The organism is Paenibacillus sp. GCM10027626 (genome assembly GCF_042676285.1).
In the GTDB taxonomy this organism is placed as follows: domain Bacteria; phylum Bacillota; class Bacilli; order Paenibacillales; family Paenibacillaceae; genus Paenibacillus_Z.
In genome coordinates this window covers 106,350-122,863 of sequence record NZ_JBHTHC010000008.1, presented here as the reverse complement: position 1 = coordinate 122,863, position 16,514 = coordinate 106,350, and the positions used below count along the sequence as shown (strand labels likewise).

Sequence of the window (16,514 nt, the reverse complement as noted above, 5' to 3'; positions counted from 1 at the left end):
TGTGCTGTTTTGTTCACAAATCAACGGATCTACGGTCCGCTCAGGTCAGCTTCGCCTGCACTCCTAAGGAGCTACTGAACTGCCGCGCCAGCGTGAAGCGCGCGGCAGTTCAGTAGAGCTTCTTGTCTTAACGAATCGTCTGCAGGTATTCCTCCAGGCGATCGATCGTTTCGCTGATGCCTTGCTGCATGCCCATTTCGACGACTTGCTTCAGCGCTGCTTCCGATTCGTATCTGGCTCTGCTGATCAGCTTCGTTCTGTTGCCTTCAAGCTGTTCGAAGGTCAGTTCGATCTCCGAGGGCGGCATCCCTGCGGCTTCATTGCCTTCAGCATCCGAGAAGTAGTCTGTATAGACGATTCTTTCAGGTGCGGCAATTTCCTTGTATACTGCCTTTCCCCAAGATTCAAAGCCGTAGAAATCTCCCTGGTTTTTATCCTCACATTTCATGCAATAATGCCAAACGCCGCCTGGCCGAAAGTCAACCGTGCAGAACGATAGTACCCATCCGCGCGGCCCCCACCAATGCTTCAGATGCTCTGCAGTAGAATAAGCCTCGAATACAAGCTCGCGCGGAGCGTCAAATTCCCGCTCCATAAAAAGTATAGAGCCATCTGTTTTAAACGTCATCTTGTTTGCCATTCGATATTCCTCCTGAATGTTCATTGTGGTCTCGATCCCGCTGCTTTAACTGCTGTAAGTAATTGTCCAAGTTGTCGTACCTTTCGTTCCACATGGCGCGATAATCCTCAAGCCAAGCGTCGAGCTCCTGCAGCGGCTCCGGCCGAAGCTTGTAGTGGCGCCGATTGGCCGCCGCCTGTACCTCAACGAGACCGGAATCGAGCAAAGTGCGAAGATGTTTGGAAGCTTGAGGCTGGCGGATATGAAGACGATTCGCTATATCGCCGACCGTCATGGAGCCTTTCAGCAGCAGCTCGACGATTCGCAAACGGCTCGGATCGGATAGTGCGCTGAATGTTTGGCTATTCATAGTGAGCATGCCCCTTTGTCTATCTTTAAAACCAATATACCATACCAGGAATATTCCTGTAAAGGAATATTTAAAAAACAGGTAGGTGTGTGCTTCGGGAGTCGGGGTGTTTGAAAGTATATACTCCATGTTGTTATGGGGACTACTGCTGCAAACTTGTAAGTGATTCCTGTTTCCTTGTTTGCAGGATTGTTTCCGCATTTGCGCGGCCGCTTGAGAAATTTTGAACCTTCTCGTCAACAAAACAAGCCTGTACAATGTAATGTATCCGCATTTGCCGAAACATTCTCGGAATTTGCGAATGCATCCAGTCATCTTATGTGAATAGGAGGTAGAGAGATCAGGATGACATATCAGACCCGGATGCTGGCATGTACGTTGTTTCTTAGCTTGTTTCCCGTTGCTTTGCTCGGCTTTGTTTCCTCCTTCCTGTCAGTTCAGAGCGTGCAGGAAGAGGTAGACAAAAACCAGCGGATGATGCTCAAACAAATTGAATATCAGCTCAACAACGTTCTATTCGATTTGAAAGAGTCTTCACTGCAAATCGCCCAAGATTTGATCGTGAGGGAATCCTTCATGGCTGGCCCTTCTCCCGAACATTTCCGCGTAACGATGAACATGATCAATACGCTCCAAAAGTATCGCAGTGTGACTCGCTTTCCTTTCGGCGTCACACTTTTGTATCCGCTTTCCCATCGAGCGTATTCTACGCAATTGGGGCTGGGTTCCATTAAGGATCGGTATTACGATTCCCTCGTCAAGGCGGTCACGCCGAAATATATGGGGATTACTGTCATTTCGCCGAATACATATCATAACCAAAAAGATTTGCTTATCGTCAAGCCTGTTTCCATCGAAAATGCAATTGACGGCATCGTTGTGCTGCATGTCGATATCAAAATTTTCTATGAGTATTTGAATCAGATTGAAATGGGCAGTACGAAAGTGCTTGTTATAGACAACCGCGGACGGATTGTCCTCAGCCCGCAATCGGAGGAAATTGGCGATCGGGTGTCGAGCGCTTCAGCGTTGTATACTTACTGGAACAGTGAAGCGGGGCAATCCGGCAGTGCGGAAGTGCGTGGGGACGCCTATAGCGTCACTTCATTCAAGTCCGGGCAAAAGGCATGGACGTATTTGGCCATGACGCCAAAACAGGAGCTAAACCGCAAAGCCGGGCAAATTGAACAGCTGACCTTGTCAATTGTCGGCATCCTCATCGCCGTTTGGGGCGGCATTGCCCTTTTCGTCTATTGGAAAATGTACTCGCCGATCCGGCGCTTACTGCTCAAGTTCTCGCCAGCGGCAAGCAAAGGGGTGGACAGCGTCAGCGCTATCGACACCTTCATGAACGAGATGATCAAGCAGAACCAGCAGCTCAGCACCCAATTATATGAACAATTGCCGCTCGTTCAGGAGAATGTCATACTCCAATTGCTGTACGGCAATGCGCCCGGGGATGAGCTTCTGGAGCGGATGCGGCGCTGGGATTTGACGTTTCAAGGGGAATGGTTTTACACGGGCATCGTCGAGATTGACGCACTGCACGAATTTATTCAGATGTATAAACAAGAAGACCGCACGTCGATGATGAACGAACTGGCGGCCATGATTCGCACCGTGTGCGGCAAACGCTTCTCTTGCGTTACTGTCAGCCCGCAGCCGGGACAAATCGCGTTTATCACGTTATCCGGCCGTTCCGATGCGGGTAGCGATGATTGCATTGCGCAGACCGCCTCGGAGCTTCGCCGTACAGCGCACGAGCGGTTCAAATTTACCGTATCTGTAGCTGTTGCGCCTGCAGTGCAGCATTTGCACGAGGTCGGGCAAGGCTATCAGACGGCTCAGGAATATCTCGGGTTTCGTTATTTGCTCGGCCCAGATATGACGATAACCCGACATGACGTGGAACAATCGGCGGTCATTCAGCCGGCGGACCGGATTACGGCTCAATGGTATAAACAGATTTTGACCAGTCTGTCAGAAGGGGATATCGGCAGGGCAGAGGAACAATTCAACCAGATGTTTGCGGCGTTGCCCAGGCACCTGCCTGATTTTAGAATGATTAAAGGGATACTAAGTTATTTTCTGGAAGAGATCGACCAATTGATGATCGAAATACAAGGACGCACGCTGCACGATTTGCTGGGCCGCAACCCTTATACGGAACTGTACCGTCAACCGTCGCTCGGCGAGACGCGGGAATGGTTTGGCCATGTGTTCTTCCCGTCCGTCAAGCAACAACTGGAGCGGATGTCCCAGGATAAAAGCCGGCGTATAGCCGAGGAGACGCTGAACTACATTCATGAACATTTTGAAAGCGATTTCTCATTGCAGCAGGTTGCAGGTGTGTTCGGGGTTTCTTCCTCACAGCTTAGCCGTTTCTTCAAACAGACGACAAAGGTCAATTTCGTTGATTACGTCATTCATTATCGGATCTCCAAGGCCAAGGAGTGGCTCGTTTACACGGACATGACCATCAAGGATATTTCAGATCGCCTCCGGTATACGACGACGCAAAACTTTACCCGCGTGTTCAAGCAAATTGTCGGCATGCCGCCGGGCAAATATCGCACCGAATTCAGACTTGGCAAAAAATCGGATTCCCCGGTCGATTGACCGACCGTTGCTGTCCGGCTGGCGTTTTTCGTCGCACAGCGCTGATAGCAAGCGGCATGCAGGGTGGTAGTTTTAGTGTCTTATCTTTTTTTTCAGCATTGTTTCCTTATCGCGACTGGATATGATGCAAAGATCGATACTACCGGGTAATGCGGGAGCGGGCTATAGTCGATGGTAAGCCATTAAGGAAAGGAGGAAAAGGTTTGATAAGGACGGACGCCGCGCCAGGCGCACAGCCGAAACGAACGCTGCTTCGGGATATCATGCGAAACAAGTATATCTATTTGATTCTTTTGCCCGGTCTTCTGTACTACGCGCTATTCCATTATGCGCCGATGTACGGCATCCAGCTCGCGTTCAAAGACTTTCGCGCGAATGAGGGAATATGGGGCAGCCCGTTCGTCGGCTTGAAGCACTACACGTACATTTTTCAGGATCAGGAGTTTTGGCAGGCGTTCAACAATACGATTGTAATTAGCCTGAGTCGCTTGCTGTTCCAGTTCCCAGTCCCGATCGTACTGGCACTTCTCCTGAATGAACTGCGGGAAAGCAGGTACAAGAAAACGCTCCAGACGATTTTTACATTCCCGCATTTTCTGTCCTGGGTTATCGTCTCGGGGATGATTGTAAACGTATTCGGCACCCAAGGAGCAATCAATCACTTTCTAAGTCTGTTCGGTATCGAGGAGCAAATGTTTCTCTCCAACCAGGAATTATTTCGACCATTGCTCTATATTTCGGATGCGTGGAAAAGTTCCGGCTGGACGGCCATTATTTATTTGGCGACCATCGCCTCGATCAGCCCGGAACTGTATGAAGCGTCCTATATGGACGGAGCGAACCGCTTTCAGCGAATGCTGTACATTACCTGGCCAGGCATTCGTTCCGCTGTTGTACTGATGCTGCTGCTGTCGGTCGGCAATACGATGAACGCCGGGTTCGACCAAATTTTCAATATGTACAATCCAGCCGTCCTGCCAGTCGCCGATATTTTGGACACCTATATTTACCGCATTACGTTTCAGACTTCCGGCGATTTCGGATTTAGCACCGCTGTCGGCTTATTCAAGGCGCTTATCAATTTTGCGCTGCTTGTGCTGTTCGACCGATTGGCGAAAATGATGGGCGAACGGGGCATTTTTTGACGGAAGGAGGCGCGGGAAGTGAAAGACGAACATCTGCGATCAGACGGACAAAAGCGGTCGTTCAACTGGTTTTATGCGGTAAATGCTGCGATTCTGGCATTGGCGGCTGTTACAATATTGTACCCGTTCTACAATGCTGTGCTGATATCGCTTGTGTCGCAAAAAGAATATGTTACAACACCATTCATGCTGTTTCCGAAACGCATCACGTTTGACGCGTACACGTACATTTTCAGCAGCTCACGGATTTATACCGGCTATTTCAATACGCTGCTCATTTTGCTCATCGGCGTCCCTTACAATATGTTGGCGACGACGTTCACCGCCTATGCGCTGTCGCGCGAGCGGTTTCCGGGCAAGCGGATCATCACCGCGCTCGTTGTATTTACGATGTATTTCAGCGGCGGACTCATTCCGCTTTACTTGCTTGTCCGCGATATCGGGCTGATGAATCAGTTGGCCGCCGTCATTCTTGTCTATGGAGCCAATACGTTCTATCTGCTGCTGATGAGGAGCTATTTCATGGAGATCCCATCCGCCCTGGAGGAATCGGCCAAAATTGACGGAGCCAATGACCTGGTCATTTTGCTCCGCATTATGTTGCCGCTTTCATTGCCGATTGTAGCCACGATAACACTCTTTTTTTCCGTCGACCGCTGGAATGAATGGTTCAACGCGATGCTGTTTCTCCGCGAAGGGGAGAAATGGCCGCTGCAGCTCGTGCTGCGCAGCATCGTCATGTCCACGATCGACGATATCGGCAGCCGCAACGTCTCGATCCGCAAAACGGTGTTTGAAGATGGCGTAAAAATGGCTGCTGTCTTCATTACGATGGCGCCGATCATGTTTACCTATCCGTTCCTGCAAAAATATTTTATGAAAGGGATTATGGTTGGCTCGGTAAAGTCCTGATCGGGCTTGCGTTAGGCGCGACAATCGTTTCGTGTATATATATAAAAGGGGAGGAAGTCAAGATGAACATGTCGAGAAAATGGTTCGTTTGGTGCTGTGCCGTCGTAGCACTCGTCACCGTTATTACGGGATGCTCTGGAAACAATGGCAATGGTGGGAACAAAGCTACCGGACAGAGCAATAAGGGTACGGAGACGACGGATGCAGGCAACGGCCAGGTCCGGGAAAACAGGTTCGAGAAACGGATTACGTTTTCGGCTACGTCCGTCGATTTGAGCGATGACGGGAATTATATGAACGACGAGATTTACAAAGCGTTCGATGAAAAGTTCAACTTCGAGTATAAACTCATTCCGCTTAGCTGGGATAACTGGATCGAGCGGGACCGCATCTGGATCAACTCCGGCGATATGCCGGACATGATGTTCTGGAATTTCGATTTCAAGGACTATATGAACTATTCCAGGCAAGGTTTGATCAAGGCGCTGCCGGACGACTATGAGCAGAAATACCCGAATCTGGCGAAGGCGATGGCTAAAACCGGCTTGGCGGACTACTTGAAAAGCCTCGATCCCGACGGCCGTATCTATATAGTGCCGAACGTTATCTACTATACGCCTGTTACGGAGACGACCGATCTTGTGCTGGACTCCAAAGTGCTCTATTACCGCAAGGATTGGGCGGACAAAGTTGGCATTAAAGTTGGTGCAACGATTACAGCGGAGCAATTGGCGGAGCTCGGCAAGGCGTTTGTGAAGCAGGATCCGGGGGGGAATGGAGCGGGCCGTACGGTAGGGCTCTCCTCATCGCCGTATCAGTTGTATAGCGCATTTATTCAGACGCATAACTCATTTTACAATCAGTTCTATAAAGGGAAAGACGGCAAATATATTTGGGGCGGTACAGAAGACTCGACGCTGGAAGGCATTAAGAGCTTTGCCGAATATTTCAAGCAAGGCTTTATCGACAAAGATTACTACACGTTCAAAGGCAAGGAGCATTATGACAAGTTCAACACTGGTATTAGCGGTATGTTTATCGACGGTGCGTCCGCCGCGAATGTCAACGAGCGCTATCAGGCTTTTTCCAAAGCGAATCCTGGCGTCAATCCGGAAGAAGCAATCGGGCTGGCAACGGTGGTCGATCCGGACGGCAAATATCACGGGCAACAAAACCTTTTGAACTATTGGGCGGGAGAACTGTTCAATCCGAAACTCGACGACGAAACGTTCGACCGGATATTGTCCATACTTGATCACATTGCTTCACCGGAAGGGCAGCGGCTCATCTATGCGGGCGTCGAGGGCAAAGATTACAAAATGGAAGGCGACAAGCTTGTCGTTACCCGCGAGAAGGATGAGCAAGGCAATTTCAAGTATATTGGCGATTTGTACCCGTCCTATTACTTTTTCTATACGAAGGTCGTTCTGCCGGACAACTGGTCGGCGCAAGACCCGTCGCTGCCGGATAACGTCCGCAAAGCTGCTATAGACATGTTTCGCATGAAGGAAAAAATAACGGATCTCGTTCCGCCCGATTATGATGTCATGTTCCTGTCTGCGCCGAACAAAGACAAATTTAACGTCGTGATTGACGATGCGATCTCACAAATGATTTTGGAGAATAAGTCGATCGAAACGTCGTGGACCGAGTGGAAAAAGTCGATCGAAGGCAAAGTGAACGCAGTGCTGGGCGAAATTAATGGGGCGCTTGCGAAATAGAAGCAAGAGTTTAAAACGAACCATGCAGGAGGAGATGTGGAAATGTTGCCGTCTTACCCCGTTTTACGAGGACTATTAGGCAGTGTCATTAAAAATAAGGAGCAGCAAGGGCATGATGTCGCCGGCTTGCAGGAAAGACTGGCGTCCTTGCCGGACAGCTACGATGCGCTGAATGCGTTTGCTCATGAACTGGTTAGCCTGCCGATGCGTGATGACTGGCCGTATGAAGAGCCGAGCGGCCTGGAGGAGATTCGGGCGGAGTCCGACCCGGCGCGGCCGCTTAAGGTCGGCTCGCTGACGGCGAAGGAGAAGGCAGCCCATGCCGAGACGGCTTTTCTCTCATCGTTGTGCGGCTGTGTATTAGGAAAACCTATAGAGGAATTCCCGTTCGCCACGCTCGATGATGTTCGCAGCGCATTGCAGACGACCGGAGATTGGCCCTTGAACGATTATATTACGGAGCGGATGCTTGATGTCTATGGCCGCCGCAATATTTGCTGGGGGGAAACGGTTCGCGAGCGGATTGGCTACGTGGCGCCGGATGACGATATTACGTACACAATTATGGGCATGCTGTTGTTGGAAAAGCATGGCGTTGCGTTTGCCGGGGACGATATTCGCAAGCTATGGCTCGACTACTTGCCGATTCAGCAAACCTGGGGGCCGGAGCGCAATATGCTGCTGAAATCGGGGCTGGAGTCGCTGGTCCCGCAGGAGAGACTTGATGTTGGGGGGTGGCCGGACTTCCTTAACCCTGGCGAAGAGTTTTGCGGCGCGCTCATCCGTGCCGACGCCTATGGATACGCCTGTCTCGGCAAGCCGAAACTGGCAGCTGAGCTGGCTTGGCGCGATGCGAGCTGGACGCATCGCCGCACAGGCATTTATGGCGCAATGTTCATCGCGGCGGCCATTGCGGTTGCGCCGGTCGCGCAAGACCGGCTTGCGATCTTCGATACGGCGCTCAAGTACGTTCCGCGCCGCAGCCGGTTTTACCGGATCGTCGCAGACTCGCTTGAGGAGATTAGCCGGGCTGCGGATTGGATTGACGGCTATTACCGGATTCATAACAAATATAAGGAATACGCTGCCTGCTACATCTATCAGGAGGTCGGGACGCTGATCAACACGCTTCGCTTCGCAGAGAATATCGGAGATGGAATTTGCAAGCAGGTATGCCAGGGCAATGATACAGACAGCTTCGGAGCCACCTCCGGTTCGATTCTTGGCGCTTATTTCGGGCCAGGCCATCTTGAAGCGCGCTGGCTGGCGCCGTTCAATGACAAAATCATTACGAGCATGGGCACCTTCACTGAAGATTCGGTTTCCAGACTGGCGAAGCGAATGGCTGCGCTGCCGTTAATCGTCGGCTAACAGACAGACGCTGCCTTCCTTACGAGTCATCAACTTTTGAAAGAGAGGGATTCCGGGGATGAAAGCCACTACTACAGCCCAAATGTCGGGAAGGAAGCGTATCATCGGGCCTACGTGGACTATGTGAGTACCGGAGAACTGGAATCGGAGGCACCGACCGTGCCGGGCAATGTGACGGCAGATGCGGAGAACGACTCTGCGGTAAGGATTGACTGGGCGCCGTCGCAGGATAATAGGGGCGTTGTCGGCTATCGGGTGTATCGCGATGATGTGCTGCTGACCACTTCTCTTGTGGCGCCGCTCTATTACGTGGATCGGACAGCAGAAGCGGAGACGAGCTATACGTATCAGGTTAGCGCGGTGGATGCAGCCGGTAATGAATCGGCGCGCAGTGCGGATGTAGTGGCAACAACGCCGCCGTTCCGGGTGAATCTGGCGGCAGGCAAGCCGTACACGGCCAGCGTGCCGGCGCATAGCAACTACCCCGATACGGGAGGATCGGAACTGACCGACGGTGTGCGGGGATCTGACACCTATGCTGATACGGCGTGGCAAGGGCGTTATTTGTCAGAGCCGTATACGTTGACCGTTGATCTGGGCAGCAGCCAGACATTGACGGAAGTGAGCGCCGGTTTTTTGCAGGATCTGCCCGTAGGCGTCATGCTGCCGCAAGGAACGGCATACTATGTGTCGGACGATAACGTGAACTTTACGAAGATCGGCGACGTCGCGAAACCTGTTGATGTATCCGGTGATTCACAAACAATCGAGTACAAGCTGAAAGGTTTGAGCGGTGTGACTGGGCGCTATGTGAAAATCGAAGTGAACAGCGTCGGCGCCTGGAGTTTTGTAGATGAACTGGAAGTAAGATAGGTATTTTCGTAATACGTAAGATTTGAGGCATAAATGCAAAAGAAGAAGCTGGCATCGTATTTCGGTGCCGGCTTCTTTCGTTAACAATAATAGAGAACTATGAGGCCTGCCTCATGATCAAAAGACAACTTTTTAAAACGACCTCTATTAGACGCCGGCACAGCTCTTTATGATATGATAGAACTAGTATGCATCATGCTCCAGCATCGGAAATATAGGAGGGCTCATGGTGAATTTCGGTTCCTTTTGAAGAAGTTTGAAATCGGCTGGAGGGAAAATATTGCAGCTCAGGAAAGAGAATAGGAGGCTTAGCAATCGATGGCTAGTATAGTCGTAGCAGATGATGATGCCCATATTCGGGAATTGATCGGATTGTTTTTACACAATGAGCATTACAACGTAATAGAAGCCGAAAATGGCGAGGAAGCGCTGGAGGCCGTCATCAAGGAGCAGGCGGATCTCGTCATTCTCGATATTATGATGCCGCTTATGGATGGCTGGGAGCTGTGCAGCGCCTTGCGGGCGAAGTTTCCCGATTTGCCTTTGCTGATGATTTCAGCAAATGGCGAACCTGCGCATAAAGTGAAAGGCTTCCGTTTGGGCACAGATGATTATGTCACCAAGCCCTTTGACCCGCTGGAACTAGTAATGCGGGTAAAGGCGCTGCTGAAACGGTACCGTATTCATGCTTCGCAGACGGTCCAGCTTGGCGGACTGCAACTGAGCAGACAAACCTACAAGGTCATCCGCGGCGACGATTCGGTTGCGCTGCCGCTGAAAGAGTTTGAGCTGCTGTATAAGCTGGCGAGCTATCCGGGACAGATCTTTACGAGAGAGCAGCTGATTGAGCAAATTTGGGGGATCGATTATGACGGCGACGATCGTACAGTCGATGTACATATTAAACGGCTGCGCGAGCGGTTCGCTCAGGACCAGCGGCATTTTCGCATTGAAACGGTGCGCGGGCTAGGCTATCGCTTGGAGGTGGGCGGGTGATCCGTTCGCTTTATGTCCGTTTTGTACTGGTGTTTCTCGGCGCTGTTACAGCCGGGCTGGTCGTGGCTTTCATCGTGACTTCAATCAGCTTTAGCGACAAGCTGTCGGAGCAGCTGCGCGAGGATGCAGTTGCGATGGGTGAGGAATTGATTGCAATTTATAAGGAGACAGCGAAAGATGGAAGCCGGGCATTCGAAAATAATGTGAGGGCGATTAAGCATTACTCGGTGCGGGTTTTCTCGGAAGCGGGTGAAGTAGCGGCTATTTCCGCTATTGCCGGCGAAAATATGGCCGATATTCCCGCGGACAAGCTGCAGGCACTGCTTTCAGGCGAAGGATCGGACAGGGTGTACATTGATCGCGTCGTGGATGCGATGGTTGGACTTCCCTTTGAGTATGATGGACAGCGGTATGCGATGTTTCTCCAGATGATGACAGAGGAAGCCAGTATGACACTGAATCAGATATTGGGCCTTTTTTTGCTCATTGTGCTTGTCACGGGAAGTCTCATCTTTGTCATTGCTGTCCGCTACGTGACCAAGCCGGTCCGCCAAATGACAGCGGCAACGAAACGGTTTGCCAAAGGCGATTTTTCGATTGAGCTGGATATTAAACATAAAGATGAGCTCGGAGGGCTTGCACAAAGCTTCAACTATATGGCGCGTGAGATGCAGCAGGTTGAGCAGATGCGGCAGGACTTCGTGTCCAACGTCTCGCATGAAATCCAGTCGCCGCTTACTTCGATTTCCGGTTTTGCCAAGGCGCTCAAAAATGGTGTCGCTTCAGAGGAGCATCGGCAGCGTTATTTGGACATTATTATGAACGAGAGCGAGCGGCTGTCACGGCTGGGTGATAATTTGCTCAAGCTGGCATCGCTCGAATCGGAGCATCATCCGTTTCATCCGACCACCTACCGGCTGGACGAGCAGATTCGCAATGTTGTCGTCTCTTGTGAGCCGCTTTGGTCCGCAAAGCAAATCGGGATCGATCTGGAGCAGCTGCCGGTCGTCAAAATAAATGCTGATAAAGATCAGCTGAATCAGGTATGGCTTAATTTGCTCGGCAACAGCATCAAGTTTACGCCCGAGGGCGGGGAAATCCGCATTTGGATGAAAATGAATCTGGATGAAATTATCGTCTGTTTCGCAGACACGGGGCTCGGGATTGCGCCGGACCGCATCGGGCATATCTTCGAACGGTTCTACAAGGTTGACCGTGCGCGCAATCGCAAGCAGTCAGGCAGCGGGTTGGGGCTGGCCATTGTCAAAAAAATCGTCGATCTGCATCGCGGTACAATCGAGGTGAGCAGTGAACCGGGCAAGGGGACTGCAGTGAAGGTTATGCTGCCGGGGCATGCAGCATGGCAGGCGGCGGCAGAGCGGTCTAAGCAAGGTTAGCGCGTTACCAACAATATTTAGCCTGTTCATATTCCGTTCATATTCGGTACATCGCTCGTTCATGTTCATTCCTTACGATAAGGATGAACGGAATTACGATTGCCGAAGGAGGGGAGTAATGAACAGGCTTATTCAATTTTCGATGAAAAATGTAGCGGCGGTCATCATTATTGTGACCATGCTGCTCGGTGGCGGCCTGGTGGCGACAAGCGGCTTGAAGATGGAAAATTTGCCGGATATATCGCTGCCTTATGTCGTCATTACAACCGGTTACCCTGCTCCTCCACAGGATGTGATGGATGAAATATCCGCACCGATTGAAAAAAAGGTAAGCGGCCTGGAACGCTTGAAGACGATGACTTCAACGTCGAGCGACAGCTTCTCTACCGTGGTGCTGGAATTTGAGGAGGGTACCGACGCAGAGAAGAAAAAGCAGGAGATCGACGGTATGCTGCAGGAGCTTGATTTGCCGGAAGCGGCAACCCGGCCGAAGGCAGCGACGTTCGGCAATGCCTCAACTCCTGCCTACTATTTGGTGCTGTATGCCGAGGAGGGCATGAGCCAGACGGAGCTGGACAACCGTTTCACGGAGACGATCAAGCCCGGCTTGCAAGCGGTCAAAGGACTTGATCATCTCGATGCGATCGGCGACCGGAAGACGTCGCTGGACATTAAACTTGATGCGGCAGCGATGGCGGCCTACGGCCTCTCCCCGGAGACGGTTGCAGGTGCACTGCGTGCCGAATTTGCCGGAGGGCCGGCGGGGAGCGTCGATTTCAACGGCAATAGCATGATGGCGCGCGTCAAAGGAGAAACGAACAGCGTCTACAACCTGGAGCGGTTGGAGCTGCAGACCGGCACAGGAGAAAAAGTGCCGCTGATGCAAGTGGCCAAAGTGGAAGCGGTGAGCCAGTCCAAGTTTATCGCCCGTCTGGACGATAAGCCGGCGCTGGGCATCAACTTGTTCAAAATGAAGCATGCAAATGCCGTCAATTTTGCCAGTGATGTCGATCAATTGATTGAACGCTGGAAGACAGAGATGCCCGAGGTGCAATTTAAAACAATATTCGATACTTCTGTAGAAGTCAAAGAGTCGATTGCCGGCATGCTGCGCGAAGGGATCGTCGGCGCTTTACTCGCCTCGCTCATGATTCTGCTATTTTTGCGCAATTTCCGGATGACGCTGATCGTGCTCGTGTCGATCCCGTTATCGATTCTGATTGCTTTGCTCGTAATGCGTTATTTGGATATTTCGCTCAACATTATGACGCTGGGCGGCATGTTCATTGCCGTCGGCCGAGTAGTCGATGACAGCATCGTCGTCATTGAAAATATTTATTCCCACCTGCAGCGGGCGCAGGAGCGCAATGAATCGGTCATCAGGCTCGCTACCAAGGAAGTGGCCTCGGCGATTACTTCGTCGACATTGACAACAGTGGGCGTATTTGCGCCGATTGGCATGGTGAGCGGGATTGCCGGCCAGTTCTTTCAGCCGTTTGCCATTACGCTGTCGGTTGCGCTGCTCGCTTCCCTGCTTGTCGCGCTGACCGTCATTCCGATGCTGGCCAAGCTGCTCGTTCTTGGCGGGAAGGTCAAGCACCATGAAGAGAAGCAAGGAGCGATAACCGCATGGTACCGCAAAGTGCTGGAATGGTCGCTATCCCACCGCTTTATCACCCTTTTGCTGGCAGGCGTGCTGTTCTTCGGATCGATCGTCACGATCGTTCCGCAGCTGGCAATGGCGTTTTTGCCGGAAGGGAAGCCGCAGCCGCAGTTTTATTTTAATGTCAAGCTGCCGTATGAAACTTCACTCGCCACGACAGATTTGAAGGTGAAGGAAATTGAAGATGTGCTGTCAAATGCGAAGGATCAGCATGGGAATAAACAGTTTTTGTTTGTAGAGTCGCTTGTTGGCTATGGCCAGTCAAGTGAGGCGCTCCCATACCGGGCGCAAATATTTACCGAAGTGAACGCGGACAGCGATGTGGAACAAGTGCGCCGGGCGTACAAGGAGGAGCTGCTCGCGATGCTGCCGGCAGGCTCGGAGGTAGAGACGTCCACACTGGCAGGCGACGGCCCGTCGGGCTCGGCCTTCGCTTACGCGCTGAAAGGCGACGACCCGCTTCAATTAAAGCAGGCGGCAGCGATGATTAAGGAAAAAATGCTGGAGATAAAAGAGCTGACGGATGTCAAAGATTCGCTCAGCGATGTGGTGAAAGAGGTTGAAATCGCCGTCGATCCGCAAAAGGCGCGGCAATATGGCTATACGGTGGCCGAAGTGCGCGCGGCTGTGCGCAATTTTATTGCGGCGGAGGAGCTTGGCGAGCTTAAGCTTGATCATGTCATGTACCGGACGACGTTGTCGGTGGAGCATGACGATAAGAACAGCTTGGACAAGCTGGCGGACATTCAGCTGCGGGCTGCCGGAAGCGGGGGGGAAGTGGTGCTGCTGCGCGATGTAGCGAAATTGCGCGAAGCAGCTGCTCCCGCCGCCATTGAGCGTGACCGGCAGGAGCAAGTCGTGCGGGTATCGGCCAAAATAGTCGGCAGCGATACGGGCGGCATCACGGAACGGGTGACCGGAATGCTGGATCAAATTCCGCTGCCCGAAGGTATAAAAAGAGAAGTGTCGGGTGTAGCGGAAGACATGAATGACAGCTTTATGCAGCTGGGTGTAGCTATGGTAGCGGCCGTCTTCATTGTCTATTTGATTATGGTGCTGGCATTCGGCAACGCCAGCGCGCCATTTGCGATTTTGTTCTCGCTTCCGCTTGCCGCTATCGGGGGTTTCCTGGCGCTGCTGCTTACGGGCGAGTCGCTGAATGTGACCTCGATGATCGGCTTTATGATGCTGATCGGCATCGTGGTGACCAATGCCATTGTCTATATCGATCTCGCCCAGCAGCTTCGCCAGCAGGGCTATACGGTACGGCATGCGTTGATTGAGGCGGGGGTGTCCCGTCTGCGGCCGATTATTATGACGGCCTTGGCTACTATAGTGGCGCTGTTGCCGCTTGCGCTCGGGTTCGCGCACGGCACGATTATATCCAAAGGGCTGGCTGTCGTCGTCATCGGAGGACTGACGACCTCAACGCTATTGACGCTTGTGGTCGTACCGGTTGTCTATGAATGGATCGAAGCGTTCAAGCAGCGCATGGCACAGCTATTCAGAAGGAAGGGAGCGTCAGCGTAATGATGATCGGATTTAAGCGGCATTGTCCGCATTCTGTCTGGCATAAACGGATGTATGCGATCGCGATCGGCACTGCCCTCGCCCTGACGGCGACAGGCTGCAGCGGCGGCAATCAGCCGGAGCCTGCCGCAGGCAATGTCAGCCAGCAGGCAAGCGAGGCGAGCGTGATGAAGGTGAAGACGGCCGTCGTGCAAAAAACTGCGATTGGCGAGCCGTATGAGATTGTCGCCGAACTGGCGGCATCGGTCAAAATGGATATTGTGCCGAAGACCGACGGCGAGGTGACGGAGGTGCTGAAGCGCCGCGGAGACCGGGTAAAAGCCGGCGAGGCGATTTATCGGCTCGATACGCGGGATGTCCGGATTCAACAACAGAAAGCAGAGATGGCCTTGCGTTCACTGGAATCTGCGAGGGCGAAAGCAAAGACGGAGCTGAAGGAAGGCAAAGTGGAATTAAAACGGTCGATAACTAAAATGGAGCAGCAAATCTATGATCAGGCGCGCGAACTGAACAAGCTGAGAAACGGCTATGATGAAGGCAGCGTCGAAGGCCGTGAGGTTGAGAAGGCGGAGCAGCAGCTGGCCGGCCTGCAGGAAGAAGCGGAGCTGCTGCGCGAGAAGCTGGCCGGCTTTGATGCAGCCAATTCGCTTACTGCGTCCGATAACGAAATTGCCTCTGCCAAAATCGGTCTGGAGGAGCTGGAGCGGTCGCTTGGCCATTATGTCGTAACAGCGCCTGTGGACGGCATCATTACCGAGCTGGAAGTGGAAAAAGGGATGCCGGTCGGCAGAGGTGGCAAAAGCGGACAAGTGCAGCGGATCGATCCGATTACGGTGAAGGCGGAGCTTAGCGAGCAGGCGCTGCAGCTCGTGGACAAGAAGAGCAGCTTGTATTTCTACACGGCTGACAAACCGGAGCAGCTAGTTGCTGCAAAGGTGCACTATTTGGCGGAAATTATGAATACGCAGACCAGAACTTATACGCTGGAGCTGGCGGCGAGCAATCCGCAGCGGGAGCTGCGTCCTGGCATGAAGGTTCAGCTCCGCCTCTCTGATGAAGCGGAGCAGACAGCGCTGACAATTCCGTCAACAGCCATTATGCGGGAGGAAAATACCGCTTTCGTCTTTGTGCTGAATAACGGAGCGGCTGAGCGCCGTGTGATCAAGCTGGGCCGGGTTAAGGACAATGACCAGGAAATTGTTAGCGGGCTGAAAGAGGGCGAGCGCGTAATCGTCTCCGGCTTGCACCGCATGAAGGATAAGCAGAAGGTAGAGGCGGATGAACAATAAAGCAGGGAG

General features: G+C 52.3%; 12 protein-coding genes. 10 read left to right on the top strand and 2 right to left on the bottom strand.

Annotation, left to right across the window (positions count from 1 at the left end):
- Positions 1-127: 127 nt before the first annotated feature.
- Positions 128-640 carry an SRPBCC domain-containing protein gene (locus tag ACFQ0N_RS16945; protein WP_379328189.1) on the bottom strand — a complete coding sequence of 171 codons (513 nt, stop codon included), beginning with the start codon at positions 638-640 and terminating at the stop codon, positions 128-130.
- Positions 618-989 carry an ArsR/SmtB family transcription factor gene (locus ACFQ0N_RS16940; protein WP_379328187.1) on the bottom strand — a complete coding sequence of 124 codons (372 nt, stop codon included), beginning with the start codon at positions 987-989 and terminating at the stop codon, positions 618-620. The genes ACFQ0N_RS16945 and ACFQ0N_RS16940 overlap by 23 nt, the downstream gene beginning before the upstream one ends.
- Before the next feature lie 345 nt (positions 990-1,334).
- Between ACFQ0N_RS16940 and ACFQ0N_RS16935 the strand changes: the two genes are divergently transcribed.
- The 10 genes from ACFQ0N_RS16935 to ACFQ0N_RS16890 all read left to right on the top strand — a co-directional run bounded on the left by ACFQ0N_RS16935 (position 1,335) and on the right by ACFQ0N_RS16890 (position 16,505).
- Entirely contained in the window at positions 1,335-3,608 is a 2,274-nt protein-coding gene (locus ACFQ0N_RS16935; RefSeq protein WP_379328185.1) for a helix-turn-helix domain-containing protein, read from the top strand.
- A gap of 203 nt (positions 3,609-3,811) precedes the next feature.
- Positions 3,812-4,753 (top strand): ABC transporter permease, encoded by a 942-nt coding sequence (locus ACFQ0N_RS16930; protein ID WP_379328183.1) that lies wholly within the window; start codon positions 3,812-3,814, stop codon positions 4,751-4,753.
- Between the two features lie 18 nt (positions 4,754-4,771).
- Entirely contained in the window at positions 4,772-5,665 is an 894-nt protein-coding gene (locus ACFQ0N_RS16925; RefSeq protein ID WP_379328181.1) for a carbohydrate ABC transporter permease, read from the top strand.
- A 62-nt stretch (positions 5,666-5,727) separates the two neighbouring features.
- Positions 5,728-7,386 (top strand): extracellular solute-binding protein, encoded by a 1,659-nt coding sequence (locus ACFQ0N_RS16920; RefSeq protein WP_379328179.1) that lies wholly within the window; start codon positions 5,728-5,730, stop codon positions 7,384-7,386.
- Positions 7,387-7,428: 42 nt separating this feature from the next.
- Positions 7,429-8,757, top strand: a complete 1,329-nt coding sequence (locus ACFQ0N_RS16915) for an ADP-ribosylglycohydrolase family protein (protein ID WP_379328177.1) — start codon at positions 7,429-7,431, stop codon at positions 8,755-8,757.
- A 36-nt stretch (positions 8,758-8,793) separates the two neighbouring features.
- A complete protein-coding gene (locus ACFQ0N_RS16910) occupies positions 8,794-9,630 on the top strand; it encodes a discoidin domain-containing protein (RefSeq protein ID WP_379328175.1) in 837 nt (278 codons plus the stop codon).
- A gap of 318 nt (positions 9,631-9,948) precedes the next feature.
- On the top strand, positions 9,949-10,626 hold the full coding sequence (locus ACFQ0N_RS16905) for a response regulator transcription factor (protein WP_379328173.1): 678 nt from the start codon (positions 9,949-9,951) through the stop codon (positions 10,624-10,626).
- The gene (locus ACFQ0N_RS16900) at positions 10,623-12,023 is read left to right on the top strand and encodes a sensor histidine kinase (RefSeq protein ID WP_379328171.1); all 1,401 of its coding nucleotides are present in this window, start codon (positions 10,623-10,625) and stop codon (positions 12,021-12,023) included. Before ACFQ0N_RS16905 ends, ACFQ0N_RS16900 begins: the two co-directional genes overlap by 4 nt.
- Before the next feature lie 118 nt (positions 12,024-12,141).
- Positions 12,142-15,216 (top strand): efflux RND transporter permease subunit, encoded by a 3,075-nt coding sequence (locus ACFQ0N_RS16895; protein WP_379328169.1) that lies wholly within the window; start codon positions 12,142-12,144, stop codon positions 15,214-15,216.
- Entirely contained in the window at positions 15,216-16,505 is a 1,290-nt protein-coding gene (locus tag ACFQ0N_RS16890; RefSeq protein ID WP_379328167.1) for an efflux RND transporter periplasmic adaptor subunit, read from the top strand. The genes ACFQ0N_RS16895 and ACFQ0N_RS16890 overlap by 1 nt, the downstream gene beginning before the upstream one ends.
- Positions 16,506-16,514 lie beyond the last annotated feature (9 nt).

Bases quoted from the DNA above. Each gene is read 5' to 3' on its own strand.
- ACFQ0N_RS16935 (WP_379328185.1), top strand. From the start codon at position 1,335: ATGACATATCAGACCCGGATGCTGGCATGTACGTTGTTTCTTAGCTTG.
- ACFQ0N_RS16945 (WP_379328189.1), bottom strand. From the start codon at position 640: ATGGCAAACAAGATGACGTTTAAAACAGATGGCTCTATACTTTTTATG.
- ACFQ0N_RS16915 (WP_379328177.1), top strand. From the start codon at position 7,429: ATGTTGCCGTCTTACCCCGTTTTACGAGGACTATTAGGCAGTGTCATT.
- ACFQ0N_RS16890 (WP_379328167.1), top strand. From the start codon at position 15,216: ATGATGATCGGATTTAAGCGGCATTGTCCGCATTCTGTCTGGCATAAA.
- ACFQ0N_RS16920 (WP_379328179.1), top strand. From the start codon at position 5,728: ATGAACATGTCGAGAAAATGGTTCGTTTGGTGCTGTGCCGTCGTAGCA.
- ACFQ0N_RS16895 (WP_379328169.1), top strand. From the start codon at position 12,142: ATGAACAGGCTTATTCAATTTTCGATGAAAAATGTAGCGGCGGTCATC.
- ACFQ0N_RS16940 (WP_379328187.1), bottom strand. From the start codon at position 989: ATGAATAGCCAAACATTCAGCGCACTATCCGATCCGAGCCGTTTGCGA.
- ACFQ0N_RS16905 (WP_379328173.1), top strand. From the start codon at position 9,949: ATGGCTAGTATAGTCGTAGCAGATGATGATGCCCATATTCGGGAATTG.